Raw genomic sequence first — 26,460 nt, 5'->3', positions numbered from 1 at the left:
CACGCCAACGAGTCCCTCGAGGGATCAGACATCTGCCCGCTGTCGAGTTCCCGCGAGGTATTCCTTCAATTCCGTCTTCATTCGCACGGTGCGTTGCTCCACGACAAGCCGGACGTCGGCTGTAGCCCTTCCGCCTGGGTTCACGAGATTCGAGTCAATCCCGATGTTCCTCGCCCAGTCCGCCACCTTCAGCGTCCCCGTCTTGAATTCGTGGACCCGGTCGAGGAACGCCTGGAGCGGCTCCGCTCCCTTGGCAATATTGAAGGACTTCTCGAGAAGGCAGCAGTTGCCGAGGGCGTTTATCGTGGTCGAGAGATCGTCGGTGGTCAACGGCCCGGCATCCCCGACATCTTCACTGTCAAGTGAAGCGCCATGGAGTGTCTCCCAAAGCTTGACTGCGACCACATGGTCCACATCGAAGCTCAGGCTACCTCGTTTCGACTCTCGCAGGGGCAGGGCAGAAGCCTTCCACCGCTCGGCGTCCAAGCGATGCCATAGCCAGAGAGGAAGGTAGTACTGGTGGACGGCGTCGCGCGTGAGCACGCCCAGATCGTCGATATACTTGGCGGACTCGGCCTGGAGCGCACCGATCCATGTGTCCATTCGCTGTTTCAGGACCGCGATGACGTCGTCGGGCGACGATGACTTCCGGATGCTCGACCAATCCGACGAGAGGTCCTTGATGTAATCTGCAAATGCCTTGTCCGTGGACTTTCCCCAGCGTCCAGACCACTGCGACATGAGAATCCAGCGGTCGCAGAAGGAGGCGAAAGCAGCGTCAAGCGACTTTTCGAAGCTGTCCTTTGCCGTCACACTGAGTGCATGCTCGGCAAGCCACTGCCGCCCCAACAGGCGCCAGCAGAGGAGCAACGTGAGCACATTCAGTGATCGATAGTGCTCACCGAAACGGAAGCCCCGGTCGTCGACGAGCTGAGCACCTTCGATCGCATTCGATGACACCGTGTCCCAGTTATGGACGAGATCTTGCGCCATCGGCCGAACCTTCTCGCCACGAAGCAGGTCGTTCGCGGTGAGAAGACTCCCATCTCGGTGTAGCACGGACCACATTGCGGAGACAGTGCCGACAAGAGCATCGATGTCGACAGATACGCCCTCGGCAGCGAGGGATTCGCTCAGTTCATCAAAGCACCTCCCGGCGCTCCGGTTCCCTGTCTTGGAGGCGTCCCAGCCGGTCTTGATCCAGGCGAAAGTGATTTCCTGTCGGGTAAGCGCGCGGCCGGCGGTGTTCAAGCGGGTGAAGATGTTGACGATCGCGTCGTTGTAGAGGTCCTGGCTGAACACCTGATCGTTGAACGGAGACAGCTGAAGGTAGGACACCTTCGACTGCTTGATCGCGACCAGCGTGACGACGAGTTCGGCGAGCGGCTCAAGGACAGTCGCAATGATGTCCTGCGGGACGTCATGGTCCTTCAGGAGCGGAGCGAGTCGCTCGCGAAAGTGCCGTTCGTAGAGCCCCGGCTGGGTCGAGGCCAGGTCCCACAACCGACTCAGTCGAACGTAGCGGCCTTTGTTTTCTGCGTCCAGACCACTCGGGATGGGATGCTTGTAGTTCGAAGGGCGCTTGAGCGTCGAGCGCCCTCCATCTGGACTCTGCACGACCCAGGACAGCACGTCACGGAAGTCGATCTTGGTGACCTGGCCGAATTCCTGGATGCGATCACGAAAGGCCCAGACGTCGAGGGATAGATGACCGAGCGACCAGTGGCGCTTCGCGTTTCGTCCCCGCGGGCGCTCCGCGTCGAGCACTGTGGACCACTCATGATCGAGGAGGCGAAAACCCCAGCTATCTCCACCGAAAGCGAGGAGAAGACTCTGCAACCGCTGCTGCCCATCGAGGACCATCCGGAACTGCGCGGGCGGGTTGCTCTTGCTCACCTGGGCGTCATCGAACTCCCCAGTTCTGTCCGCGACCCGCCAGAAGGGACGCGAGGGAATGCCGGCGAGATCTTCTTTGTGGACGCTCCAAAGGAGCAGTGTGCCAAAGGGCCAACCTCGGAGGAGCGAGTCGACCAGAAGAGTGACCTGGCTCGGACTCCACACGTATGGGCGTTGCAGGTCGGGGACCAACAGTGTCGCACCCTGGTCGGAGCTTGCGGCACGCAGCAGTTCGTGGAGTGGTTCGGACCCTTCGTCGTAGATCTTCATGGGCTCTCTCGGTGACGCAGTGTTTTCGTGGGGACTACCTGAAGGGGGTCATGCGATGGCACGTACCTGCTGGGGTGAGGTCCATGGGAAGTACAAGGGCTCCATGCCCAGAAGGGAAGAAGTGAGTTGTTCAACTGTTAATCCGACCACAGGTGCGAAGAGGTACACCGACTGTCTCAATCACCTGTTTCGAGCGCTGTCTCGCGCTCGATTCTGCAGAGTGCGACGGCGAAGCCGGCCACTTTCACTGCCTCTACATGCTGAAGAAGGTTGACGACGCTAAAGAAGAAGAGCGTGTCTGCGAGCGCTCCCTCCTTGGATGTGGCGATGGCATAGACAACTCGAGGTCCACTCCTGACCCGGTCAAAGGCGTGCGCGACCCCATAGAAGCTGTGAAATTGCTTCTTCACCTCGTCCGCGTGAGCGGGTTCCAGCTTGAACACGGTGGCGGAGACGCTCCCCTGGCTGAACAGGTGGCTCAACGTCGCCGAGTCCCTCATGTCCTTGACGTGAATGAAGTCACGGTCCCGACTGAGCAGATCGCACACCTCGAGCTTTCCCGTGCGGCTTTCGGGATAGAAGGGCACTGCGTCGAGCACCAACCACTTCTTCTCCTGGCCTACGTGTTTGTTGTACTGGCCTTCCGTCTTGAAGGTGTGGGTCCATACGGGGAGCATCAGGTCGTTCGTGACATCCGGTAGCTGGCGCACCTTCTCTCGAACCCTGGCGATGTAATCCTTGTCGACCCGGAACCATTGTCCGAGCGACAGAACATAGGTCGCCTCCTTGAGCTCGACCTGTGCGACCAGGTACTCGCGAAGATGCTCCCTCGGTGTCTGTGGAAAGCCATCGGAATTCTTGCCGACCACCCAGAGCTTGTCAGGAGAGATGGGGACGTCCGGGTGCTTGTCCAGGAAGTCATAGACCCGGTCGATGTCGAGGTCTTCGTATTCCTCCCAGGTGTGACCGTGCGAGAGGCGCCAGTTCACGATCTGGTCATCGGGCATCTCGAGAAGCGCGATGGAGACCCATTCCTGGTCACGGGCTTCAAGAAGCTCGACCAGCCGTGCCTCCAGTGAGGGGCAGAGCGGATCCTTGGGCTTGAGCGGGCGCAGGTGATCGATGAACGCGAAGTGCTTTTTGTAGCTCTTCTTCCGATACTGCTTGAGGAACGTGCGACAGTGCTCACCCAGCTCCGAAACTGCACACTTCATGGAGATCTTGAGCGAGTCCGAACCCGCGAGCTTCTTCGTCATGTCCGAGTCGAGAGTCCGGCCGCTCACCCGCCGGATCCAATCCATGTCGGTGCTGATGTCAAAATCGCTGACGCCGCGTCCGACATTGAGATGGGTCCTCCGTTGGCGGCTGACACGGTCTACCCTTCGTGTGTCCAGCATGTCCAAGGCATTGGGATCCACTTCGTTCAGGGTGACCTTCAGCCCGAAGTCGGGCTCGATGAGCGAGCGGTCAATGGCATTGAACCCATAGCCAAAGGTGATCGCGAAGACGCGTTTGTCCACCTCCAGGAAAAGGACAAAGGAGTTGGACTGGTTCCGCGGATTGAGTGCATGGACGTTGAACGCCGTCCCCAGCCATGAGGACCACTTTGGAGGCGTGGGTCTATTGGCCTGAAACCACGCCAGACAGGGGAAGGGCAGCTCGTCGCTGGGGTCCAGCTTCTTGTACCCCTCTACAGCAGGGAGTTGGCTGATTCCCGATACCGTGTCGCGGAGCAGGTACACCGTCAGATTCATGAGTGACTTCCCCGTTCCATTCTTGATTCGAATGACCGGATCCAATCCGACGGTTCCTCCTGTCGCCATCCCTCCCAGGGGGTATTGACTGCCGCGCTTCCTTCGACCTCGAGAGGGAGCGGATTCTCAGCGCGGACGGCCCGAAGCCGCCGCTTCCGTCGCGCGGCTTCCCGTCTCCCCGGTGCCTTCCGCTGACTTCGCCACCCGGACCACCAGGTCGCGCATGAAGCGGATGGCCTCGTCGTCCTCGACCGTGCTCCGCCAGAGAAGCTCCATGGGCGCGCCACTCAGGGCCAGCGGCACCGGCAGGGGTGTCGTGCGGAGGTTCGGGCGCAGGGACATGTGCTCTCGTGCGACCACGCCGGGCACCGTGGCGAGCAGGGCGCTGCCCTCCACGAGCGCTCCGATGCTGTGAAAGTTCGGTACCGACACCCGCACGCGCCGCTGGATGCCGTGCACGTCCTCGACGACGCCCCGCAGGTCTCCGTTGTACGAGACGATGACGTGCTCGTGTTCGAGGTATCGCTCCAGCGTCAGACGCTTGCCTGGCCGGGCGTGCCGTGGATCAAAGAGACACACGAAGCCCCCGGTGTACAGCGTGAGGCGCCGGATGTCGGCCGGAAGCTCGTCCGCCACCGTCACCGCGAGATCCACCGCCGAGGAGCTCAATGCCTCGCCGATGGTGCGGAACTGGACTGGCAGCACGATGAGCCTCATCCGCGGAGCCTCCTCGGCGAGCAGGCGAAGGAGCGGCGGAAGGAGCCAGGACTCGTTCGCATCCGAGAGGCCGATCCGCACGGCCCGCTCGCTCGTCTTCGGGTCGAACGTGGGCGGAGAGATGGCGGCCTCGACGAGCGCCTGGAGGTGCGGCCGTGCTGAAGCGAGCAGGCGCTGCCCGCGGGTCGTGAGCGCGAGCCCGCGTCCCGCGCGGACGAAGAGGGGCGCTCCGACCGCCGACGTGAGCCGCCTCAGCGCCGCACTGACCGCGGGCTGCGTGAGGTACAGGCGGCTCGCTGCCTCCGTGACGCTGCCTGCCTCCGCCACGACGACGAAGACGCGGAGCAAGTTGAGGTCGAGGTTCCTTCCATAGATGCCGTGCATGATTCAGATACATCCTATTCATTGGATTTAAGCGTGTCGATCCTTAGTCTTTGCGCAGAAGGAGAGACGAACGATGAGCACGAACGAGTCCAAGAAGACGCAGCGCAGGGTGAAGCTGGGCGCCACGGGTCCCGAGGTATTCCCGCTGGGGCTCGGTTGCATGGGAATGTCGGGCATGTACGGCGCGACCGATGACGCCGAGAGCATCCGGACGATCCAGACGGCGATCGATCGCGGCGTCACGCTGCTCGACACCGGAGACTTCTACGGGATGGGCCACAACGAGATGCTCGTGGGGCGGGCCATCGCGGGCCGGAGGGAGCAGGTCCAACTCTCCGTGAAGTTCGGCGCGCTCCGAGGGCCGGATGGGAGCTTCTTCGGGGTCGACACGCGCCCGGCCGCGGTGAAGAACTTCGCCGCCTACAGCCTGAAGCGGCTGGGGGTGGACGTCATCGACATCTACCGCCCCGCGCGGCTGGATCCCAACGTCCCCATCGAGGACACCATTGGAGCGATCGCGGACCTCGTGAAGGCGGGCTACGTGCGCCACATCGGGCTGTCCGAGGTCGGCGTCGAGACGATCCGTCGCGCCCACCGCGTCCACCCGATCGTCGATCTGCAGATCGAGTACTCGCTCGCCAGCCGCGGCCCCGAGGCGGAGATCTTCCCCGTGCTCGCCGAGCTCGGCATCAGCGCGACGCTCTACGGCGTCTTCTCGCGAGGGCTCCTCACGGGCAGCAAGCCGAAGGAGAAGGGAGACTACCGCGCCCACCTTCCGCGCTTCACCGGCGCCAATCGTGAGAAGAACGAGGATGTCGTGAGCGCCCTCCAGCAGTTCGCCCACGAGCGCCGCATGACGCCGGGGCAACTCGCTCTCGCCTGGGTGCTCGGCCGCCAGCCCGGGTTGGTTCCCGTGGTGGGAGCGAAGACCATCGCGCAGCTCGAGGACTCGCTTGGTGCCCTGGAGCGGCCGCTGTCGAAGGAGGACCTCGCGGCGCTCGAGTCGCTCGTGACGATCTCCGGCGAGCGCTACGGCGCGGAGCAGATGAAGCAGCTCGACAGCGAACGCCGGTAACGCCTCGGCGTCATTTCGTGCCGCTCGTTCCACTTCACTCCGGGGACGAGCGGCATGCCGCACATCGGAAGTAGGTCCGCGTTTCGCGGCCGGAAGTGTGGCTCATGACGCTGCTCTCCCTGGAGAGAATGCGTGGTCAGCGGTGCACGGCGTGTCCTCCCGTGTGCAACGTCCGTACAACTGGCTGCACACCGCGCGGCGCGGCTCGCTGTGTCCAGGTGCTGGCGCGGACCCTGCAATGCAGCGCGCCCATGAAAAAGTTCATGCCGTTGCTTGCCGTCGCCGTCACCGCCTGCGGACCCCCGCTCCTCGACCGGGACCTGCGAGACATCCCGAGCCTGGGGCTCTACCTCCCGTCCACGTACTCATTCAGTGACTCCGAGGATGCCGTGCTCCACTTCGACTGGAGCAGGGGCGGAGCCTGCTACCAGATTCCCGCCGACACCCGCCTCACCATCAACTCGGAGGCCGCCACCCTGGAGAGCCGGGGAGATACGCACCTGAGTTTCGATGGGGCCTTCAGCTGCGATAAGCCCAGCTTCAAGGGCTCGTTGCGTCCGGCCGACGAGCCGCGCACCGAGTTCATCCTCTCGGATGACCGCTCGAAGATGCGCGCGGTCTTCCAGGAGCTCCGCGCGCCACGGCGCTTCCGTGTGAATGGCCAGGAGCAGGCCACCGTTCGCAGTGGGGCGGCGATCGACATCGAGTGGCTGCCGGTGACCGACCAGCTCGAGAAGGTGGACCTTCACGTGGAGTCGGAGGGTGGCTCGGGCTCGCACTGGATTGAGGCCCCCCAGGTGGAGGGCAACCACGTCCGTTTCACCCTGCCCACCTTGAAGCCCGGCCGCTACGTCGTGAGCCTGCTCGGCCAGGGGGCCATCGGCGTGGAGGCGTGCGAAGGCTTCAGCTCCTGCCGTGCCGACTTCTTCAATCGGATCGACGTGCCCTTCGTCGTCGAGTAGCAAGCCCTCTCAGGGGGACGGTGGCGCGGCATAGAGCCGCGCCCGGACCTGACTAGCGCGCCAGCTCCGCCGCGGTGGCGAGCACTTCGGCCACCACCGTCTGGACGTCCTCCGCCGTGGTGCGGTGATTCACGAAGCAGGCGCGCAGGGCGAACCGCCCGGACAGCGTGGCGTTGGAGAGGTAGACGCGGCCGCGGGCGTTGAGGCGTGCCAGCAGTTTCGTGTTGAAGGCGTCGCGCTCTTGCTCGGCGAGCCCCGCGACGTAGCGGAAGCACACCGCGCTCAAGGGCACGGGGGCGAGCAGCTCCAGCTTCGGCTCCGCCCGCACGAGCTCCGCCAGCCGCTGGGCGTTCGCGAGATCCTTGCGGATGGCTTCCCGGAAGGCGCGCAGCCCGTGGTAGCGCACGGAGAGCCAGGGTTTGAGTGCGCGGGCCCGGCGGGAGAGCTCCACGGACTCATCGAAGAAGGCGAAGCCCTCCACGGCGTCCGAGGTCATGGTGCGCACGTAGTCTCCGGAGAAGGAGAAGGCGCGGCGCGCGGCGGAGGCGTCTCGGACGAGCAGCACGCCGCAGTCCACCGGCTGGTAGAGCCACTTGTGCGCGTCCAGCGAGAGCGAGTCCGCGAGCGCGAGGCCCTCGAAGCGCTCGGGAACGGCCAGGGCGGCCAGGGCGCCATAGGCCCCGTCCACGTGCATCCAGAGCCCGTGCCGCCGGGCGATGGCCGCCACGTCTTTCAGAGGATCCACCGCGCCGGTGTTGACGGTGCCCGCGCTGGCGACGACAGCCAGCGGGCGCCTGCCGGCGGCCACGTCCTCGGAGATGGCGCGCTCGAGGGCCTCGGGGCGCATGCGCCACTCCGCGTCCGTGGGGATGAGGCGCAGGTTCCTGCGTCCCAGGCCGAGCAGTGCCAGGGCCTTGGGAATGGACATGTGGACCTCGGTGGAGGCGTACACCACCCCCGAGGGCGAGCCCTCCTCGTTGGCGGGGGCCTTCGCCTCGCGCGCCATCGCCAGGCCCATGAGGTTGGCCGACGAGCCTCCTCCCGTGAGGCTCCCGGTGAAGCCCTCGCAACCCACGGCGGCCGCCAGTCCTCGCACCACCGCGCGCTCCAGACTCACCATGGTGGGGCCCGAGCGCCACGCGGTGACGTTCTGGTTGAGCACGCTCGCGAAGTAGTCCCCGAGCGCTCCCACCGGCTCCCCCGAGCCGAGCACGTAGCCGAGGAAGCGTGCATTGCCCGCGCGGGCTCCGGCCATCAGCGGGCCCAGAACGTCGAGCGCGGCGTCCTTCAAGCCCTCCTCGGGGAGTCCGTCGGCGAAGAGGGCCTCGGTGGCGGCGCCCGTGGTGGAGGGCGCGATGGCGCGCGTGTCCAGCTCCGAGAGCCACCGCTCGGCGAGGGTGGTGAGCCGGTCGGCCAGGCGCCGGAAGTCCGAGGGGGAGAGCTCGAGCGGATTCATGGTCACATCCAGGTGGCGCCGCACGGGGGCAGAGGGGGCGCAGGCGTAGCAGGTCCGCGTGGATTGGGCGAGGCTCGCGCAAGATTCACCTCGCTCCTCCCCTCGCGCGCAAATCCTGCACCCCGGAAGCCATGTTTCCGGGTGACCGCCCCATGGCCCGGGAATTGATATCGACACGAGTCATGGAACGCGCGGCGGACAGGAAGATGGGAGGAGCCCTCAGGGCCCGGACCTGGCTGCTCATCGCACTGGGCGCGTGTGTGGGGCTCGCCCTCGGTATCGGCGGCTTCACCTTCACCTACGCGAAGGGCTACTCGTACCTCGCGAATGACCCGGCCGCCTGCGCCAACTGCCACGTGATGCACGAGCAGTACGACGGCTGGATGAAGTCGAGCCACCACGCGGTGGCCACCTGCAATGACTGCCACACGCCGCCGGGCCTGGTCGGCAAGTACGCGACCAAGGCGTCCAATGGCTTCTGGCACTCGTTCTATTTCACCACCGGCAGCTTCCACGAGCCCATCCAGATCCGCCCCGGCAACCGCGAGGTGACGGAGCGGGCGTGCCGCAAATGCCACAGCAGCTTGGTGGAGCCCCTCGAAGCTCCCCACGGCGCTGGGGAGACCTCGTGCCTTCGCTGCCATAACTCGGTGGGCCACCCGGAAGGGCTCGGCCAGCCCGGGCTGACGGCCCAGGAGTCCAGACCATGAGCAACCCCTCGACACAGCCGGAGCCGAGGCTCTGGAAGACCCGGATCGTCATCCTCACGGCGGTGGTGGCGGCCACGGCAGCGGTGGCGGCCACGGCCCTGCTGGTGAACATCTCCGAGCGCAAGCAGGAGGCGCGCAACCCCTTCTACCGGGTGGTGGAGCTGGACGACACCATCGAGGACCCGGCCATCTGGGGGAAGAACTTCCCTCTGCAGTACGACGACTACAAGCGCACGGTGGACCAGGTGCGCACGAAGTACGGCGGCAGCGAGGCGGTGCCTCACACGCCCACCCAGGCGGATCCGCGCTCGGTGGTGGCCCAGTCGCGGCTCGAGGAGGACCCTCGGCTGAAGACGATGTGGGCCGGCTATGCCTTCGCGGTGGACTTCCGCGAGGAGCGCGGCCACGCGTACATGTTGGACGACCAGACGTTCACCGAGCGCCAGCACGTCACGAAGCAGCCGGGCACGTGCATGCACTGCCACGGCTCCGTCTACCTGCCCTACAAGAAGCTGGGCGACGGAGACCTCATCAAGGGCTTCGAGAAGATGAACGCGATGCCCTATTCGGAGGCGCGCAAGCTGGTGGATCACCCGGTGGCGTGCATCGACTGTCATGATCCGAAGACGATGGCGCTGCGCGTGACGCGCCCCGGCTTCATCGAGGGCATGCGCGCGCTCAAGGCGGGCCAGGGGGTTGCCAACTACGACGTCAACAGCATGGCGACGCGCCAGGAGATGCGCTCGTACGTCTGTGGCCAGTGCCACGTCGAGTACTACTTCAAGGGTCCGGAGAAGCGGCTGACGTACCCGTGGGCCAAGGGGCTGAACATCGACTCCATCATGGCCTACTACGAGGAGAACGGTCACAAGGACTGGGTCCACGCCGAGACGGGCGCTCCGGTGCTCAAGGCGCAGCACCCCGAGTTCGAGCTGTACAACCAGGGCATCCACGCCCGCTCGGGAGTGGCCTGTGCCGACTGCCACATGGCCTACAAGCGCGAGGGCGCGATGAAGATCAGCGACCACCACGTGCGCAGCCCGCTGCTCAACATCAACCGCGCCTGCCAGACGTGCCACAAGTGGTCCGAGGAGGAGCTGAAGGGCCGGGTGGAGACCATCCAGGACCGGCACCACAAGCTGCGCAACACGGCCATGGACGCGCTGGTGGACCTCATCCACGAGCTGGGGGAGCGCAAGCGGGCGGGCGCCACGGACGTCGAGCTGGCCGCGGCCCGGGGCTTCCAGCGCAAGGCCCAGTTCTACCTGGACTTCGTGGAGGCGGAGAACTCCAACGGCTTCCACGCGCCGCAGGAGGCGGCCCGCATCCTCGGTGACTCCATCAACTTCTCGCGGCTCGGCCAGAACGCGCTGCGCCGGCAGCCAGGAGGGCAGGGCGCGGAGGCGCGCGGGAGCGAGTGACGCCGGGCGGTCTCAGCCCGTGGCCTGGGCGGTGGGGACGGCGCGCTCGGCGGCGTGGAGCAGGGAGGGCCAGAAGTGCTCGGCCATTCGCGTGTAGCCGGTGTCCGAGGGGTGGAAGCCATCGGCGGAGAAGTAGTCGGGGCTCCCGGGCAGCTCCACGAGGCTGGGGGTGTGGAGGTCCACGCCGATGAGGCCATGGCGGGACACCACGCGGGCCACCGCCGCGTTGAAGGCGGCGATGCGCGCCGAGATGAGCTCGAGCGGGAGGAAGTGCGTGGCCAGCCGCGCCACGGGCGCCAGCGACATGTCCGGCAGGTTGGCCAGCACCACGGCGGCCCCCGTGCCCACGAGCCCGCGCGCCAGTTGATCGAGGTTGGACTCGAACGGGTGGGGCTCCACGCCGCGCCACAGGTCGTTGATGCCGACCGCGAGCGTCACCACGTGGGGGCGTGAGCGCATGGCCTTGGGAAGCTGCCCGGAGAGGACCGTGGCGCTGGTGGCGCCGCTCACGGCCAGGTTGAGCAGGCCCACGCCCGGACGGGTGCGGCGCAACCGCTGGAAGAGGTGTTCCACGTAGCCGCCCTGGCGCGCGCCCACTCCGACGGCGGAGGAGTCACCCAGGGCCACGTATCTCAGGGAGAGTGCGCTCATGAGTGTCCTTCCATAGCGGCCGAGAGTCGTGTTCGCAGCGGCGCTCGCATGCCTCCTCGCCCCGCGGGCGTCTGATTTCACTCTCCGCGCTCCGGGTGTGCTCTAGTGCCGCACCCCACAGGTTTCCTCTCTGGGAGCCGAGGCGATGACGCGACCTTCGATTTCCTTCCTGGGCTTTGGTGCCGCGCTGCCGGAGCGGGTGCGCACCAGTGCCGACCCCATCTTCGATCGGATCCGCGAGGCGGCCCGGGCCCAGGGTCAGTCCGAGGCCTCGCTCTTCTACGGCAACCGCGAGCACCGGTGCCTGACGCCGGGCGAGTCCCTGGCCTCCCTCACCGCGAAGGCGGGGCGCGCGGCGCTGGAGGACGCGGGCGTGAGGCCGGAGTGGGTGGACCGGCTCTACGGCTACGTCTCCGTGTCCGAGTTCATCACCCCCAATGAGCTGTACGAGGTGCACCGGCAGGCGGGCCTGGGCCCGCACGTGCTGGTGGTTCCGGTGCAGTCCGACTTCGCCAACTTCCTCATGGGGTCCGTGCTGGCCTGGGAGGCGATCCTGGCGGGCCACTCGGAGCGGGCGCTCGTGGCGGTGGGGGCCGGGTGGACGCGCAACGTGGACTACGCGCAGGGCCATGCCTTCGGCATTGGAGACGGAGCGGGGGCGGCCGTGCTCGGCTTCGGGGAGCGGCTCGTCCTGGTGGACTACGCCGCCGAGACCTTCAGCGACGAGTACGGGGCCATGACCATGCGCCCCCGTCCCGAGGTGGGCATCGACAAACCCGTGTACGGGCTCGAGCCTGCCCGGGGCCTCCATGCCTTCCTGAACACCGGCATGGACGGGCCGCCGAGGCTCGTCGATCGGCTGTTGCGCAAGCACGGCCTCACCGGGGACGACATCACCCTCGTGTCACATCAGGCCACGCGCAAGCTGCTCGACCACTGGAACGAGAAGATCCGCCCGCGCGAGTACCTGCACACCATCGAGGACTGCGGGAACATGGCGCTCGCCTCGATTCCCGTCACCCTGGCCCGCCACCACCGCGAGCTGCGCACGAAGTACCTCGTCCTCTTCGGCATCGGTATCGGCGCGCACCACATGGCGCTGCTGGTGCGCGTGTAGGGCTCGGGGCGCTACGGGACGCCAGCGCCGCGCTGTTGCAGTCGCTCCTGCATCCGCTGCAGGCGCTCCTGCATCCGCTTCTGCCGCTCCTCGCGACGGCCCTCCCGGTCCATCTCCTTGAGCAGCTTCAGCTTGTTCCCCTCGTGGCGGGCCATGAAGATGGCGAGCTGCGCCCGCTTCTGCGGCGGCAGGTCCTTCGCGAGTGTCTGGTACATCTCACGATCCAACGCCGTGAGCTGCGCCCGAGCGTCGAACACCCGCTGCACCGCCTGGTCCACCTGCGACTGCGCCGACGTGTCTCCCTGTGCCGCCTTCCTCAATACCTGCGCGGACTCGCGCACCTGCTGGGCCAGGGGCCTCCGGCGCTCGTCGAACTGACGCATCGTGTCCGCCAGCTTCAGCGCCTGGGACTCGTTCAACTCCAGCTCCTCCGCCAGCCCCAGCACTCGCATCATCCGCGTGCGCTTCTCGTCGCGCGCCGCGTCGTCACCCTCGGGCGTCGCGGCCAACGAGAACAGGGGCAACAGGGCCAGGGTCAGCACCGCCAGTCGAAAGGGCTTCATCACAGCGACTCTCCAGGATTGGGGGATGAGAGGACATCTTCCGGCTCGAGGTCCCAGGACTCGTCTCCGGCCTCGGCGTCATCCAGGTCCGCTTCGGCCAGCTCGAGTGCGTCGGACAGAGGATCCGTCAGCGCCCACTGCTCCAGGTCGGAGGACGTCTCCTCGGAGGAACTGGCGGGCGTTTCCACGGGGGCGGCCGACGTGGTGCGAGGCGTGACATGGCGCAGCACCACCGGGCCCAGCGCGAGCAGCACCACGGCGGCCGCCGCCATCAGCGCTCCAGCGGTCCTCATTCGCGCTGCCTGCCGGACCTGCTCGCTCCGCCAGACGCTCACTGTCGTCCGGGGCAGTGCCGCCAGCACGGCCTGTTCCCGTGGGGACGGCGGTGGCAGCGCGGCCAGCCCGAGCACTTCGTGGTGGGCCTCGACCTCGGAGCGGCATGCCGCGCAGGACTCCAGGTGCGTGCGTACGCGGGAGGCCTCCTCGGGCTCCAGCGCTCCCGCGGCGTAGAGGGTGAGCAGTTCGTCTTGATCCGGGCACGCGGACATCAGCGTCCCTCCTCGGGAGTGTCAGCCACCTGCGCCCGCAGGCGCTTCACGGCGTGATGGAAGTTCACCTTGGCGTTCGTCTCGGTGATGCCGAGCGTCTCGGCGATGTCTCGGAAGCCCAGCCCACCGTCCACCCGGAGTGTCAGCACCTCGCGCTGGCGGCGGGGCAGGGTGAGCACCGCCGCGCGCACCCTCCGCTCCCGCTCGGTCCGCTCCAGGGCTTCATGGGCGGATTCGTCCGGGGCCTCGGTCTCCGGTACGTCCACCACCTGCAACCAGCGGCGTCCCTGGCGGGCGTGGTTCTTCGCCAGGTTGAGCGCGATGCGCAGGAGCCAGGCCCGGAAGGGCGCGGGGCTCGAGGGGCTCCAGCGAGAGAAGACGCGGCGCGAGGCCTCCAGCGCCCGCAGGAAGGCCTGCTGGGCGAGGTCCGCCGCATCCTCGGGCCGGGGCGCATAGCGGCGCATCAGGGAGAAGACCAGGGCCCGGTGCCGCTCCACCAACGTGCCGAAGGCCGCCTCGTCACCGGCCAGGAAGGCTCGGCAGAGGGCCTCATCGCTTGGCTCGGTGGCGGCGTCCGCCATTGCCAGGGATGTCTCCAGGGCCTTCACGTCCCCTACAAACCCCGGAGCCGGCGAAAAGTTAAAGGGGGTTTTTCCGCGGGTACCCGGGGTGACGGCGGAGGTTCTGTGGGGGGCGTGGAGATGACCCTACTCGAAAGGTTAGAAAAAGGTTCGCATCCGAGGCGTGTTCCGCTATTCTGTGCGTCGTAGGCTTGAGGGGCTCACGGAAGCCCGGCAGGGCGAGGAGGAGTGACGATGGCGGCGAGCATTGAGGGGGATATTGGCGTCCAGATTCTGCAGGCCGTGAAGGGTCTGGAGGTCCGGATGGACAGGCTGGAATCCCGAATGACCGGCCTGGAGTCCCGGGTGACCGACCTGGAATCCAGCATGACGAGGCTGGAGTCTCGGGTGACCGGCTTGGAATCCCGAATGACCGACCTGGAATCCAGCATGACGAGGTTGGAGTCTCGGGTGACCGGCTTGGAATCCAGCATGACGAGCATGGAATCCCGAATGACCGGCCTGGAATCCAGCATGACGGGCATGGAATCCCGAATGACGAGCATGGAATCCCGCATGACCCGGCAGGAAGGATGGCTGGAGCGCCTGGGGGGCGAGTTCATCAACTGGCGTGAAGAAGTGCGTGGGGAGGTCCGGCAGTTCCGAGGGGAGATGCACCTGGTGCGCGGCGAGGTCCATCAGCCGCGCGCGGAGCTGAAGGCGGAGATCCAGGACCTGCGCACGGAGGTGCATGACGGTTTTCGCCGGTTCCAGGCGCGCCTCGACCTCACGGACAGCACCGTGGTCCTGATGGCCTCGGTGTTGCGTCGGCCGACGGAGCTCGGCGAGGAACTCGAGAATCAACTGCGGGAGATCAAGGCGCACTGACAGTGCTCGCGCGTGGGCTCGCCTGCTTGCTCCACTCTGGAGGTTTCCCCCAGGCAGGTTGCTGCCCACATTCACCGGCTGACACAATGAAGGGACCCTGAGGGGGAGCACCAACATGTCAACGGACAGCGCGGCCGCACGCATCAAGGGAAGCGTCCTCATCGCCCGGCTCAAGCTGTTGACGAAGCAGGGCGGAGCGGGACGTCTTCACGAGGTGCTCCAGCGGCTGCCTCCGGCGGATCGCAAGGTGCTCGAGGGCGTCATCATGCCCATCGGCTGGTATCCCCTGGAGCTGAACCTCCGGCTCGACGCGGCCATCGCCGATGTGCTCTCGCCCAAGGACCGAGCCAAGGCCTTCATCGACATGGGCCGCGCCTCCGCCGAGGACAACCTGAACGGTCCCCACCACGTGTTCATCCGCAAGGGGGATCCGCACTTCCTCCTCAGCCACGCGCCGGAGATCTACCGGCTCTACTACGCGGTGGGCTCGCGCTCCTACGAGAAGACAGGGGAGCGGAGCGCGGTGCTGCGCACCGTGGGCGCCGAGAGCGTCACCGAGGCGGACTGTCTCACCATCATCGGCTGGCACCAGCGCGCCATCGAGCTGAGCGGCGGGCGCAACGTGCTCGTCGAGCACCCCAAGTGCCGCGCCCGGGGCAATGGCCACTGCGAGTACCGCTGCACCTGGGAAGCCTAGTTCTCCTCCGCCGGGAGCGGGTGCTGCCGCAGGTAGCTCAGCACGTCGTCCAGGTGCTTGTAGACGCGCACCTCGTGGCGGATGACGGACTCGATGGAACCTTTCGGATCAATGATGTAGGTGACGCGCCGGTCCACCTTCAGCACGGGCCAGAGCACGTCATAGGCGCTGCTGATGGTGCGGGCCTCGTCTCCGAGCAGCGCGAAGTGGATGTCCTCCTTCTCCGCGAAAGCGCACTGCGTCTTCACCGAGTCCACCGAGATGCCCACCAGCTCCGCCCCGAGTGCCTGGATGTGCTCGTGGTTGTCCTGGAAGTGCCGGATCTCCTCGGTGCAGGCGATGGTGAAGGCCTTGGGGAAGAAGAAGAGGACCACCCGTCGTCCCCTCAGCGCGGAGAGCGAGAAGGGGTGTCCCTGACAGTCGATGCCGGTGAAGTCCGGGGCGGCTTGTCCCACGTCGAGCATCTTCTTCGGCCTCCTGTGCCCGGTCTCCCCTAGCATGCTTCCCGCTGATACGACCACGCTCACCCAACACCGAGCTCCCCCGTGGCCCTTCCGACTGCCGTACCCTTGACGCATTCTTTTCTCGAACGGCTCGCCCGTGCGCTCGGTGTCACCCGGGTGGCACGGGTGACCGGGTTGGACAGGGCTGGAGTGGAGGTGGCCGCCGCAGTGCGTCCAGGCGGCTACGTGTTGCAGGTGTGCAACGGCAAGGGCCTGGATTTCCAGGCCGCGTCCGCGGGTGCCCTCCTGGAGACGGCGGAGCTGTGGGCCGCGGAGACGGTGCCTCGAGGGCGGCTCCTCTGGGGGACGCAGGCAGGACTGGAGGCCCAGGGACTCACCGTCTGGGGCGCCGAGGCCCTGGGGACGCGGGGCGGCGTGGTCGTCCCCCGCTTGTGGAACCGCGAGGTGCGCTGCGCCTGGTGCGAGGCGACCGGGCTGCACTCCGGACAGCGGGTGCTCGTCCCCGCACAGGGCGTGTACTGCCCGCCCTCGGGGGCACCGGCCCTCGGCCCGGTGAGCGTACAGTGGACGAGCAACGGCTCGGGCGCTCACCCCGAGCGGGCGCGGGCGCTCCTGCATGCGCTGCTGGAGGCGACGGAGCGAGATCAGCTCGCGCGGCTGCTCCCGGACGGGTGGACGGAGGAGGTGCTCCGCTCGCGCATGCTGCGCCCGGGTGGACTGGAGCAGGGGGCTGCTCGCACGGCGGCGCTCGCGCGGACCCTGGGGGAGCGAGGCTTCGACGTGCACCTCTTCGATCTGACGCCCGGTGCGCGGGCTCCTGGAGCCGTGGGCCTGCCCGTGGGTGCGGCGCTGCTCGTGGACCGGGACCAGGGACCCGTGCCCCTGGCGGCGGGTTATGCGTGCGCGCTGGGAAGGGACCAGGCCCTGCTCGGGGCCCTGCTCGAGGCGGCGCAGTCCCGTCTGACCGACATCCACGGAGCGCGCGAGGACGTGGCCGCGACGGACCACGAAGCCGCCCTGGCCCTCGCGTCCGCGTGTGCCGCGGTGCGTCCGCGCCGCGCCGTGGAGTCCATGCCCGACCTCTCCGACGAGGTGTCCTCGCCGGACGAGGCCGTGCGCGAAGTGCTGGCCCGGCTCGACAGGGCGGGCTTCTCCCAGGCCGCCGCCGTCGAGCTGGAGGCCCCTCTCCCCGGACTCCACGTGGTGCGCGTGGTGGTGCCGGGCCTGCGCGTCTCGGAGTTGCTGTGAAACGGCGTCCAGTCCCCTCGCGTCCCGATGAGCTCGTGGTCTTCCTCGGCCCCTCGATGCCGGAGGAGGAGGCCCGGGCCCTGGTGCCCTGCCGCGTGCTGCCGCCCGCGCGCCAGGGTGATATCTGGCGGGCACTCTCGTTGCGTCCCAAGGCCATCGCCCTGGTGGACGGTGTCTTCGAGGCCCAGCCCTCCGTCTGGCACCACGAGTTGCTGGCCGCGCTCGATGCCGGAGTGGCGGTGTTCGGCGGGGGCAGCATGGGCGCCCTGCGAGCGGCGGAGCTCGTCGAGCATGGCGTGGTGGGCGTGGGCCACATCTTCGAGGCGTACCACCGGGGCGAGCTGGTGGATGACTCCGAGGTGGCGCTGCTCCACGCAGACGAGGAGCACGGCTTTCGTCCCCTCACGGTGCCGCTGGTCAACGTGCGCCACGCGGCTCGGCTGGCTCAGCGCGCCCGGGTGCTCGCCCCTCGCGAGGCACGAGCGCTGGTGGATGCGGCGGTGGCGATCTTCTACCAGGACCGGACCTGGCCCCGGGTGCTGGCGGCCGTGGGAGAGGCGTGGCGTCCGGCCACCCGGTCGAAGTGGGAGGCGTGGGCCGCTGGGGGCCTCGAGGACCTCAAGCGCGAGGACGCTCGTGCCTGCATCCAGGCCGCCGCGGCCTTCGTCGCCTCGGGCGCGCGAGCCCCCTCACGAGCGCGCTCCAGGCTGGCCCCGCCGTCCTCGTACGTGCGCCGCCGCCGCCTCGTGGAGGGGTTGTGCGCGACGGGGGATGACCTCGTGTCCTCGGAGGAGGTGCTCGAGCGGTTGCGCGCCGCGCCCGACGCGGGGGAGCTGGCCGAGGAGGGCCTGCGGCGGGCACTGCTCGCGGGGTGGGCCCGCACACTGGGGCTCGTTCCCACCTCCGAGGAGGTGGCTCGGGCCGAGGCGGAGTGGTGGGCGCGGCTCGGCATCCCGCCGGCGGAGCGGGAGGCCTGGCTGGCCGCCTGTGGCCTGGACGCGCACGAACTGCGGCGGCTGTGCGAGGAGCGTGCGCTGGAGCGGCTCACGCTCGAGCACTCGTCGAGGTTGTTGCCGGATGGGCCCTCGTGGGACGAGGCGCTCGCGACCGGGGCTCGCTTCCGGGGCCGCTGGGTGGAGGAGGCCCGGAGGCTCGGGGCTCCGCGGCGGAGCCGGCGCAAGCGGTGAGCCCGGAGCGGACGCGCGTGTTACTCGCAGATCTTCCCGCAGACAGCAGGCGCCTGGCTCGGGTCATTCTGCTGGTTGATGTAGGCCTGACACGAGAGGGACTCCAGGGCGTCCTGGCAGTCGGAGAACCTGCTGGCGCTGAACTGGCTCTTGCCCGCGTTGGAGCCCACGCAGTTCTGCGCGTCCTCCGTGCGCGCGTCACAGCCATTGGCGTCGTAGAACTTCGTCTTGCACGCGGCCACGTCCGCCCCGAAGACGTACTGGAAGGTCGGGGTGTCCTTGTCCGTCCGGCACGCGAAGTTGCGCTCGCACAGCTGATCGACCATCCGGCGGCACACCTCATCCGGCGAGGGCGCGCAACCGACGAGGGAGACGGTGAGCAGCGCACTGCCCGTGAACAGGGTCGGACGCATGGCGGTTCATCTCCTGGAAGGAAGGGGCCCCTGCGAGTTACCACCCGCCCCGCTGGCGTGGCCGTTCCCGGGCGGGCGCGGCGCCCGGAGGTGTGCGTCAGCCAACGGCGGCGGGCGGGTTCGAGGTCAACGGCCGACACTGTGACCTGGACCGTGGGCCGGTTCAGGGGCAACTCGGAGGCCGCTCTGGTGGGCGGGGGGATGGAAGGGACGCTACGCTTGGGGGATGCGGCGCGGAGGGACGGCGCGCCGGAGGTCGCGAGACGATGACCCGGATATGCCAGGACGACGTGGGGCGCTGTGACTTCCTCGACGTGCTCGAGGAGGCCGTCCTGAGACATCGCCCGGTGGCGGTCCAGCTGCGCGAGGGCGAGTCCTTCATCGACGAGGTGGTGGACGTGGTCACCGAGCAGGGGGACGACTTCGCCGTCTTCAAGACGCACGCGCGGGTGTCCGTGGGAAACATCCTGGCCGTCACCCGGGCGGGGCTTCCCGCGGCGAGGTGGTGAAGCAGGGCGGCTGGGGTAGGGTGCACGCCGGATGAATCCTCACGACGAGAGCGAGTCCTTCCGCTGCATGCGGGCCGATGCCCGGGAGCCCGGGGGTTACCGGACGGTGTTGGGCGAGGCGAAGGCCACCTTCCTGCACACGGACCCGCCGTATTGCCTGCTCACCCGGCGCCGCAAGGGGGGAGACGAGAGAGACCCCCGCGCGCACAAGAAGATCGATCGCAACCCCATCGTGCGCTTCGAGACGGTGCGCGACTACCGCGCCTTCACCGAGGCGTGGATGACGCGTGCGGTCACGCACCTCACTCCGGACGCCACGCTGGCCATCTGGACGAACCTGCTGGGCAAGGAGCCCATCCTCGCGGTGGCCCGCTCGCTGGGCTTCGGCCACCTGCGGGGCGAGTACGTCTGGGGCAAGCGCACCACGGACAAGAACGCCAACGAGCAACTGCTGCGCGTGTACGAGGTGGCGCTGGTGCTCTCGCGCACGCCCGCTCCGGTATTGGGCCCCGGAGACCTGCCCACCGTCTGGGCGGTGGTGGGGGGCTACGACGACGATGCCGAGGCGGCGCGCTGGGGCAACCACCCCCACCACAAGCCCTTCTCCGTGCTGGAGCCGCTGGTGAGGACGTGGAGCCGGCCGGGGGACTGGGTGTTGGACCCCTTCGCGGGCAGTGGCTCCATGCCGTCGGCGGCGCTGCGGCTGGGACGCAAACCCGCCTGCCTGGAGGTGGAGCCCGAGTGGGCCGAGCGGGTGAGCCGGCGGTTGAGTGAGACGGCGAGCGAGCTGGCTCGGGGACCGGGAGTCCAACCGGAGACGGCCACCCCCGACGAGAGGGTATCCGCCACTCCCGATCACCGGTAGTCTGCGCTGCCCCCTGGGCTTCCAGGGGGTGCTCTCCCCCAGCGATACGCGAAGAGGCTCCCGGATGAAGCAGCACCAGAAGATGCTCCTGGGCATCGTCATCGGTACGGTAGCGGGCATCGCCGCCAACACCCTGGCAGGAGGCACGCCATGGCTCGACTGGGTGGTGACGAACATCACCGCGCTGGTGGGGCAGCTCTTCCTCCGGTTGCTGCTGATGCTGGTGGTGCCCCTGCTCTTCTCCGCGCTGGTGATGGGCGTGTGCGAGCTGGATCTGAAGCAGCTCGGCCGGTTGGGCCTGCGGACCATGGGCTACACCGTGGTGGTCTCCTGCATCGCGGTGCTGATCGGCCTGGTGCTGGTTAACACGCTCAAGCCGGGACTCGGGCTGAGCGACGAGGCCCGCGCGCTGGCGATGAAGGGCACCTCGGTGAAGGCGGCTCCCACGCCGAGTGACACCTCGGTGCCCTCGCTGATCGCCGCCATGGTTCCCAGCAACCCGCTGAAGGCGGCGGCGGACGGGGACATGATCGCTCTCATCGTCTTCTCGCTCATCTTCGGCCTGGGGCTGGCCATGACGCCCACCGAGGGCGCACAGCGGCTGCGGGAGACGATTCAAGGCCTGCACGACGTGATGATGAAGCTCATCGACGGCGTGCTGAAGCTGGCGCCCGTGGGCGTGGGAGCGCTGCTCTTCAGCATGATGGCGCGCCTGGGCGTGGGCGTGCTGATGCAGGTGGCCTCCTACGTGGGCGTGGTGCTGCTGGCGCTCGGGCTGCACATGTTCGGCGTGTACTCGCTGTCCGTGCGCTTCCTCGGCGGGCGCAACCCGCTGGCCTTCTTCCGCGACTGCCGCCTGGCCATCGTCACCGCCTTCTCCACCGCGTCCTCCAGCGCCACGCTGCCCACCGCGCTGAAGGTGGCCGAGGAGAACCTCAAGCTGCCGCGCAACGTGTCGCGCTTCGTGCTCACCGCCGGCTCGGCGATGAACCAGAACGGCACCGCGCTCTTCGAGGGCGTCACCGTGCTCTTCCTGGCGCAGGTGTTCGGCGTGCAACTGAGCCTGTCGGACCAGGCCGTGGTGATGTTCATCTGTGTGCTGGCGGGCATCGGCACCGCGGGCGTCCCGGCCGGCTCCATCCCCGTCATCGCGATGATCCTCGGCCTCTTCAAGATTCCCCCCGAGGGGCTCGCACTGGTGCTGGGCGTGGATCGCTTCCTCGACATGTGCCGCACCACACTCAACGTGACGGGCGACCTGGCCGCCGCTGTCTACGTCTCCCGGGGCGAGCCCTCGCTCGTGACCGACCCCGAGCCCTCCCGACTCGAGCCCGGATCGTCCGCTTCTTGAGCCTCCAGACAGGTTCGGGGTTGCCCCGGCCCGCTGGGTGTCCCATACCCGTAGAAAAGAAGGAGCAGCCACATGAAGGTGTCCAAGGACCACGTTGTCTCGTTGGAGTACCGGTTGCACCTCGGGGATGGGCAGACCATCGATGAGAGTGAGCCCGGGCGGCCGCTCGCCTACATGCATGGCCGGGGGCAGATCGTCCCGGGCCTGGAGGGGCAGATCGAGGGGATGACCGCCGGAGAGTCCAAGAAGGTGGTGGTGCCTCCTTCGCAGGGCTACGGCGAGCATGATCCGCGCGGCCTCCAGGAGGTGCCTCGCGCCATGTTCCCGCCCAACGCCCAGCTCCAGGCGGGGCAGAGCATCACCGCGCAGACCGCGGACGGAGAGGTCATCCCCATCACCATCCGCGAGCTGAAGGGCGACACGGTGGTGGTGGACCTCAACCACCCGCTGGCGGGCAAGACGCTCCACTTCGACGTGACGGTGCGAGAGGTCCGCCCGGCCACGGACGAGGAGAAGGAGCACGGCCACGCCCACGGGCCTGGCGGCGCGCACTGAGCCGGCGCCCGAGGCGGGCGATACCCACTCGTCGGGTAGGGGATGTTCCGATATCGTCGGCTCCTCAATGACTCAGTCCGCCTCGCCCTCGCCCCAGCAGCCGAAGCTTCCGCCCGAGTCCGCGCCCGAGCAGGCGCCCTCCGCCGCGTCCCAGGATCCCGAGCGCTACTGGCTCGAGAACGTCTACAAGGGCGAGGAGAACCAGCTCACGGTGCGTGCCGTCATCGCGGGCATGCTGATTGGCGCGGTGATGTGCCTGTCCAACCTGTACGTCATCCTCAAGACGGGCTGGAGCCTGGGCGTCACCATCACCGCGTGCATCCTGTCCTTCGCCGCCTTCGGCGCGTTGCGAGCGGTGAAGCTGGTGAAGACGGAGGTCTCCGCGCTGGAGAACAACGCGGTGGCCTCGGTGGCCTCGGCGGCGGGGTACATGACGGGCGGCGGGAACATGGCGGCCGTGCCCGCGCTGCTGATGCTCACCGGGACGCTGCCTCCCACGGGGTGGCTGGTGGCGTGGTTCGCGGTGGTGTCGGCGCTGGGCGTTTTCGCCGCCATCCCCATCAAGCGCCAGCTCATCAACATCGAGCAGCTCCCGTTCCCCACGGGCACCGCCACCGCGGAGACGCTCCAGGCGCTCCACGGACATGACGAGCGCTCGCGAGGCAAGGCGCGCTACCTGGGCATCGCGGGACTCATCGGAGCCCTGGTCGCCTTCTGGAAGGACGCCCGGGGGTCGTGGCTGGTGTGGAACCTGCCCGCGAAGCTGAGCCTTCCGTTCAACATTGGAGGCAAGCCGGCGGGGGCGTGGACGCTCTCGTTCGACCTGAGCCTGTTGCTGATTGGCGCCGGGGCGCTGGTGAGCTTCAAGACGGGCTGGTCCATGCTGGTGGGCGCCCTCCTCACCTACGGCGTCCTCGCTCCGGAGATGGTCAGCCGCGGCGTCATCCCCGAGGTGTCCTACAAGGCCATCAACGCCTGGGCGCTGTGGACGGGGGCCTCGGTGCTCGTGTCCTCGGGCCTGCTGTCCTTCGCCTTCCAGTGGCGCAGCGTGGCGAAGTCGTTCCAGGCGCTCTCGGGTCTCTTCGGCAAGAAGGCCGAGGAGGAGAAGGATCCGCTCGCCGGAGTGGAGTGCCCGCCCACGTGGTTTCCCCTGGGCTTCCTGGTGCTGGGCCCGGTGGTGGTGGCGCTGATGGCATACCTCTTCCAGATTCCGTGGTGGGCGGGAGTGATTGCGCTGCCCCTGTCGGTGGTGATGGGCGTCATCGCCTCGCGCGTCACGGGGGAGACGGACACCACCCCTACCAAGGCGCTCGGGCCGGTGACGCAGCTGCTCTACGGAGGGCTGCTGCCGGGCAACCTCGCGGCCAACGTGATGAGCGCGAATGCCACGGGCGGAGTGGGATTGCACGCGGCGGACCTGCTCACGGGACTCAAGTCCGGGTGGCTGATTGGCGCCAGCCCGCGCAAGCAGTTCCAGGCCCAGCTCTTCGGCGTGCTGGCCGGGGCGGCCGTGGTGGTGCCCGCGTTCAACCTGCTGGTGCCGCGTGCGGATGTGCTGGGCACCGAGGAGTTCCCAGCGCCCTCGTCGCTGGTGTGGGCCGGCGTGTCGAAGATGCTCGTCAATGGCGTGAGCTCGCTGCACACGTCGGCCCGCATCGGCGCGCTGTGCGGCCTGGCGCTGGGCGTGGCGCTGGTGCTGCTGGAGCGCTGGGCGCCGAAGAAGGCGAAGCCGTTCATCCCCTCGGCGTCGGGCCTGGGGCTGGCCATCGTGATTCCCGGGGCGAGCTCCATCAGCTTCTTCGTGGGCGCGGCCATCGCCGAGTACCTGCGCCGCAAGAAGGCGCAGCTGGCCGAGGCCACCGTGCTCCCCGTGAGCTCGGGCTTCATCGCCGGAGAGAGCCTCATGGGAATCGCCATTGCGATGCTCAAGGCCTTCGGGGTGATGCCCAAGTAGGGACAGGCGCGGAGTAGGGAGACTCGAGGTCTCCTCGCTCCGTGTTCCAGCTCACAGTCCCTTCATTTCGAGTTCCGGCCAGGCTCCTGGGTCTTCGGCGTGGCCTGTGTCTTCTGGGTCGCCGGAGCCGTTTCGGAGATGTCGACGACCACGGGCACCGTCTTCTTCTCGCTGTCAGGCGGGCCCGGCACCACCAGCACGCGCTGGAATGTCCCGAGCCGGGAGACGCTCGCCTGGATGTCCTCGAGCGTGCGCGCCGTGCAGGCCTTGTCTTTGGGGAGCGCGCTCTTCGCCGCATGCGTGATGCGTGCCGGTGGCACCGTTGCGTTCTTGCCCTGGACGACCCAGATGGTGTCGACCTGGTAGCGAGCTCCGAGCTGGACGTTCAGCCGGGGCTGAGCGGCGGGTGCTCCGGCCGTCCCGGTGCCGTTCTGATGTGTCACGAGCGCTTCCGGCCAGCAGAGCGCGTGAAGCCGGTCCTCCAGTAGCCGGGCCGCCACATCCTGGCACTGCATGAACGGTCTGCTCCCGACGGCCTCCACCGGAAGGTCCGCGAGCACGCGGTCTCGAAGGGCCGCAGGCAACTCCTCGAGCCCGGTGACCTGCTCACGGGGAAGAGGAGCCGTGCTCTTGGGTTGGCACAGTTCCCGGAGGAAGAACCGGCTGTCGGTGCGATGAATCACTTCGCGGGTGTTGTGCTGCGGGGTGGTGCAGGCGGCCAGCGTGAGGCTGAGGAGGGCGAGGGAGAGGCGGCAGCGCATAGGCGGGCATGTAGCCGACCAGGCGCCGCGGCGCATGAAAAGAGTCGGGGTTCTCTCGGGTGGAAGACGGTGTGGCGCGCGCTCGCCGTGGTAGGGTCCGCGCCGATGAGTACGGACCTGTTGCGTGAACTCGCGGCGGTGCTGCCGCCCGAGGCCCTCGTCACTGACCCTGATGTGCTCGAGGCGCATCGCTACGATCAGGCTGGATGGGCCCAGGCCGGTTCCCCTCGTGTCCTCGTCCGCCCGGCCTCCACCGTGGAGGTTCAGGCCGTGCTCCGGGTCGCCTCGGCCCACCGTGTGCCCGTGGTCGCTCGCGGCGCGGGCTCCGGGCTGTCGGGCGGTGCCAATGCCGTGGACGGGTGCATCGTGCTCTCGCTCACGCGGATGAATCGCATCCTGGAACTCGACCGGCGAGGCCTGTTCGCCGTCGTCCAGCCGGGTGTCATCAACGGCACACTCAAGGCCGCGGCGACGGAGCAGGGGCTCTGGTACGCGCCGGATCCCGCCAGCTGGGAGTTCTCGACGATCGGCGGCAACCTCGCGACCAATGCCGGCGGTCTGTGCTGCGTGAAGTACGGCGTGACCGGGGACGCGGTGCTCGGGCTCGAGGCCGTGCTCGCGGATGGCTCCGTCGTCCGCACCGGAGGCCGCACCGTCAAGAACGTCGCCGGCTATGACCTCACCCGGCTGTTCGTCGGCTCCGAGGGCACGCTCGGCATCATCACCGAGGCCACACTGAAGCTGAGGCCCCGCCCCCCCAAGGCCACGACGCTGGTGGCCTCGTTCCCCACGCTCGTCGGGGCCGGTGCGGCGGTCACGGAGATCATGGCCGACACCCGGCCCTCGCTCCTGGAGCTGATGGATCGAACGACCGTTCGAGCCGTCGAGGCCTCCATGCCCATGGGCCTGGACGTCGAGGCCGCCGCGCTCCTGCTGGCGCGCTCCGACGCGGGGGGCGAACAGGGCGTGGCCGAGTGTGCGCGGATGGTGGCCGCCTGCGAGGCCGCCGGCGCGACCTTCGTTGCTCACTCCTCCGACGAGGCCGAGGGCGAGCTGCTGCTCGGCGCGCGCCGGTTCGCCTTTCCCGCGCTCGAGAAGCGGGGCTCGACGCTGCTCGATGACGTGGGCGTGCCGCTCTCGCGCATCGCGGATCTGCTCGCGGCGGTCGAGCGCATCGCCGAGCAGCGCGGGGTGCTCATCGGCACGTTCGGGCACGCGGGCGACGGGAACATGCACCCGACGCTCGTCTTCGACCGGAACAATCCGGACGAGGTGGCACGGGCGAAGGCGGCGTTCGACGACATCCTGCATGTGGTGCTCGACATGGGCGGCACCATCACGGGTGAGCACGGGGTCGGTTCGCTCAAGCGCCCGTTCATCGCCAGGCAGCTCGGCCCCGAGACCCACCGGCTCCACCACCTCATCAAAGCCGCGGTGGATCCGCTCGGCATCCTCAACCCCGGCAAGCTGCTCTGATTCGCGGG

At 68.0% G+C, this 26,460-nt stretch carries 26 protein-coding genes; 15 read left to right on the top strand and 11 right to left on the bottom strand.

The window, feature by feature from the left end:
• Nucleotides 1–24: 24 nt before the first annotated feature.
• From DAT35_RS28500 to DAT35_RS28490, 3 genes are all read right to left on the bottom strand, one after another.
• Nucleotides 25–2,166: a DUF262 domain-containing protein gene (locus DAT35_RS28500; protein WP_108070753.1), complete on the bottom strand. Its 2,142-nt coding sequence runs from the start codon at nucleotides 2,164–2,166 to the stop codon at nucleotides 25–27.
• 176 nt (nucleotides 2,167–2,342) lie between these two features.
• Nucleotides 2,343–3,920, bottom strand: coding sequence for a DUF6119 family protein (locus DAT35_RS28495; protein WP_158501908.1), 1,578 nt, complete (start codon nucleotides 3,918–3,920; stop codon nucleotides 2,343–2,345).
• A 126-nt stretch (nucleotides 3,921–4,046) separates the two neighbouring features.
• A complete protein-coding gene (locus DAT35_RS28490) occupies nucleotides 4,047–5,021 on the bottom strand; it encodes a LysR family transcriptional regulator (protein WP_108070749.1) in 975 nt (324 codons plus the stop codon).
• 73 nt (nucleotides 5,022–5,094) lie between these two features.
• Here DAT35_RS28490 and DAT35_RS28485 point away from each other — a divergent pair, with 73 nt between their 5' ends.
• Together DAT35_RS28485 and DAT35_RS28480 are read left to right on the top strand one after the other, a co-directional pair.
• Nucleotides 5,095–6,096: an aldo/keto reductase gene (locus DAT35_RS28485; protein ID WP_108070747.1), complete on the top strand. Its 1,002-nt coding sequence runs from the start codon at nucleotides 5,095–5,097 to the stop codon at nucleotides 6,094–6,096.
• Nucleotides 6,097–6,347: 251 nt separating this feature from the next.
• Nucleotides 6,348–7,058 (top strand): hypothetical protein, encoded by a 711-nt coding sequence (locus DAT35_RS28480; RefSeq protein WP_146209912.1) that lies wholly within the window; start codon nucleotides 6,348–6,350, stop codon nucleotides 7,056–7,058.
• 52 nt (nucleotides 7,059–7,110) lie between these two features.
• Here DAT35_RS28480 and DAT35_RS28475 read toward each other — a convergent pair whose 3' ends face one another.
• Nucleotides 7,111–8,514 (bottom strand): aminotransferase class V-fold PLP-dependent enzyme, encoded by a 1,404-nt coding sequence (locus DAT35_RS28475; protein ID WP_108070743.1) that lies wholly within the window; start codon nucleotides 8,512–8,514, stop codon nucleotides 7,111–7,113.
• Nucleotides 8,515–8,696: 182 nt separating this feature from the next.
• On the opposite strand from DAT35_RS28475, the gene nrfH reads away from it, so the two are divergent.
• The gene (gene nrfH, locus DAT35_RS28470) at nucleotides 8,697–9,224 is read left to right on the top strand and encodes a cytochrome c nitrite reductase small subunit (RefSeq protein WP_233261760.1); all 528 of its coding nucleotides are present in this window, start codon (nucleotides 8,697–8,699) and stop codon (nucleotides 9,222–9,224) included.
• On the top strand, nucleotides 9,221–10,645 hold the full coding sequence (locus tag DAT35_RS28465; RefSeq protein ID WP_108070741.1) for an ammonia-forming cytochrome c nitrite reductase subunit c552: 1,425 nt from the start codon (nucleotides 9,221–9,223) through the stop codon (nucleotides 10,643–10,645). The genes nrfH and DAT35_RS28465 overlap by 4 nt, the downstream gene beginning before the upstream one ends.
• Nucleotides 10,646–10,657: 12 nt before the next feature.
• Here the strand turns inward: DAT35_RS28465 and DAT35_RS28460 are convergent, their stop codons facing one another.
• A complete protein-coding gene (locus tag DAT35_RS28460) occupies nucleotides 10,658–11,296 on the bottom strand; it encodes an SGNH/GDSL hydrolase family protein (protein WP_108070739.1) in 639 nt (212 codons plus the stop codon).
• Between the two features lie 145 nt (nucleotides 11,297–11,441).
• On the opposite strand from DAT35_RS28460, the gene DAT35_RS28455 reads away from it, so the two are divergent.
• Nucleotides 11,442–12,413 carry a 3-oxoacyl-[acyl-carrier-protein] synthase III C-terminal domain-containing protein gene (locus DAT35_RS28455; RefSeq protein WP_108070738.1) on the top strand — a complete coding sequence of 324 codons (972 nt, stop codon included), beginning with the start codon at nucleotides 11,442–11,444 and terminating at the stop codon, nucleotides 12,411–12,413.
• An 11-nt stretch (nucleotides 12,414–12,424) separates the two neighbouring features.
• Here DAT35_RS28455 and DAT35_RS28450 read toward each other — a convergent pair whose 3' ends face one another.
• From DAT35_RS28450 to DAT35_RS28440, 3 genes are read right to left on the bottom strand one after another with little or no spacing between them, the layout of a single operon-like run.
• Nucleotides 12,425–12,976, bottom strand: coding sequence for a hypothetical protein (locus tag DAT35_RS28450; RefSeq protein WP_233261759.1), 552 nt, complete (start codon nucleotides 12,974–12,976; stop codon nucleotides 12,425–12,427).
• Complete coding sequence (locus DAT35_RS28445; protein ID WP_108070735.1) at nucleotides 12,976–13,524, bottom strand: anti-sigma factor; 549 nt, start codon at nucleotides 13,522–13,524, stop codon at nucleotides 12,976–12,978. Before DAT35_RS28445 ends, DAT35_RS28450 begins: the two co-directional genes overlap by 1 nt.
• The gene (locus tag DAT35_RS28440; protein WP_108070733.1) at nucleotides 13,524–14,105 is read right to left on the bottom strand and encodes an RNA polymerase sigma factor; all 582 of its coding nucleotides are present in this window, start codon (nucleotides 14,103–14,105) and stop codon (nucleotides 13,524–13,526) included. The genes DAT35_RS28445 and DAT35_RS28440 overlap by 1 nt, the downstream gene beginning before the upstream one ends.
• Nucleotides 14,106–14,339: 234 nt before the next feature.
• On the opposite strand from DAT35_RS28440, the gene DAT35_RS28435 reads away from it, so the two are divergent.
• Complete coding sequence (locus tag DAT35_RS28435; protein ID WP_108070730.1) at nucleotides 14,340–14,972, top strand: hypothetical protein; 633 nt, start codon at nucleotides 14,340–14,342, stop codon at nucleotides 14,970–14,972.
• A 115-nt stretch (nucleotides 14,973–15,087) separates the two neighbouring features.
• The gene (locus DAT35_RS28430) at nucleotides 15,088–15,669 is read left to right on the top strand and encodes a TIGR02265 family protein (protein WP_108070728.1); all 582 of its coding nucleotides are present in this window, start codon (nucleotides 15,088–15,090) and stop codon (nucleotides 15,667–15,669) included.
• Here the strand turns inward: DAT35_RS28430 and DAT35_RS28425 are convergent.
• Nucleotides 15,666–16,133 (bottom strand): peroxiredoxin, encoded by a 468-nt coding sequence (locus DAT35_RS28425; RefSeq protein ID WP_108070726.1) that lies wholly within the window; start codon nucleotides 16,131–16,133, stop codon nucleotides 15,666–15,668. The two genes, DAT35_RS28430 and DAT35_RS28425, sit on opposite strands and share 4 nt — an antisense overlap.
• Nucleotides 16,134–16,238: 105 nt before the next feature.
• On the opposite strand from DAT35_RS28425, the gene DAT35_RS28420 reads away from it, so the two are divergent.
• Nucleotides 16,239–17,381, top strand: coding sequence for a YcaO-like family protein (locus DAT35_RS28420; RefSeq protein ID WP_233261758.1), 1,143 nt, complete (start codon nucleotides 16,239–16,241; stop codon nucleotides 17,379–17,381).
• A complete protein-coding gene (locus tag DAT35_RS28415; RefSeq protein ID WP_369946118.1) occupies nucleotides 17,378–18,568 on the top strand; it encodes a TfuA-like protein in 1,191 nt (396 codons plus the stop codon). Before DAT35_RS28420 ends, DAT35_RS28415 begins: the two co-directional genes overlap by 4 nt.
• A gap of 20 nt (nucleotides 18,569–18,588) precedes the next feature.
• On the opposite strand, the gene DAT35_RS28410 is transcribed toward DAT35_RS28415, so the two are convergent.
• Nucleotides 18,589–18,981 (bottom strand): hypothetical protein, encoded by a 393-nt coding sequence (locus DAT35_RS28410; protein WP_108070722.1) that lies wholly within the window; start codon nucleotides 18,979–18,981, stop codon nucleotides 18,589–18,591.
• A 266-nt stretch (nucleotides 18,982–19,247) separates the two neighbouring features.
• On the opposite strand from DAT35_RS28410, the gene DAT35_RS28405 reads away from it, so the two are divergent.
• From DAT35_RS28405 to DAT35_RS28385, 5 genes are all read left to right on the top strand, one after another.
• Nucleotides 19,248–19,490 (top strand): hypothetical protein, encoded by a 243-nt coding sequence (locus DAT35_RS28405; protein WP_108070720.1) that lies wholly within the window; start codon nucleotides 19,248–19,250, stop codon nucleotides 19,488–19,490.
• A gap of 31 nt (nucleotides 19,491–19,521) precedes the next feature.
• Nucleotides 19,522–20,355 (top strand): DNA methyltransferase, encoded by an 834-nt coding sequence (locus DAT35_RS28400; RefSeq protein WP_108070718.1) that lies wholly within the window; start codon nucleotides 19,522–19,524, stop codon nucleotides 20,353–20,355.
• Between the two features lie 64 nt (nucleotides 20,356–20,419).
• Nucleotides 20,420–21,706 carry a dicarboxylate/amino acid:cation symporter gene (locus tag DAT35_RS28395; protein ID WP_108070716.1) on the top strand — a complete coding sequence of 429 codons (1,287 nt, stop codon included), beginning with the start codon at nucleotides 20,420–20,422 and terminating at the stop codon, nucleotides 21,704–21,706.
• Between the two features lie 72 nt (nucleotides 21,707–21,778).
• The gene (locus tag DAT35_RS28390) at nucleotides 21,779–22,261 is read left to right on the top strand and encodes a peptidylprolyl isomerase (RefSeq protein WP_108070714.1); all 483 of its coding nucleotides are present in this window, start codon (nucleotides 21,779–21,781) and stop codon (nucleotides 22,259–22,261) included.
• A 67-nt stretch (nucleotides 22,262–22,328) separates the two neighbouring features.
• The gene (locus DAT35_RS28385) at nucleotides 22,329–24,215 is read left to right on the top strand and encodes an OPT family oligopeptide transporter (protein WP_108070712.1); all 1,887 of its coding nucleotides are present in this window, start codon (nucleotides 22,329–22,331) and stop codon (nucleotides 24,213–24,215) included.
• Between the two features lie 62 nt (nucleotides 24,216–24,277).
• Here DAT35_RS28385 and DAT35_RS28380 read toward each other — a convergent pair whose 3' ends face one another.
• Nucleotides 24,278–24,976, bottom strand: a complete 699-nt coding sequence (locus DAT35_RS28380) for a hypothetical protein (RefSeq protein ID WP_108070710.1) — start codon at nucleotides 24,974–24,976, stop codon at nucleotides 24,278–24,280.
• A 105-nt stretch (nucleotides 24,977–25,081) separates the two neighbouring features.
• Between DAT35_RS28380 and DAT35_RS28375 the strand changes: the two genes are divergently transcribed.
• On the top strand, nucleotides 25,082–26,452 hold the full coding sequence (locus tag DAT35_RS28375; protein ID WP_108071013.1) for an FAD-binding oxidoreductase: 1,371 nt from the start codon (nucleotides 25,082–25,084) through the stop codon (nucleotides 26,450–26,452).
• Nucleotides 26,453–26,460: the final 8 nt, after the last annotated feature.

The sequence above is a fragment of the Vitiosangium sp. GDMCC 1.1324 genome (assembly GCF_003044305.1).
Taxonomy (GTDB): domain Bacteria; phylum Myxococcota; class Myxococcia; order Myxococcales; family Myxococcaceae; genus Archangium.
Note: the sequence above shows the minus strand (reverse complement) of the source record. Positions and strands in the feature narration are given on the sequence as shown.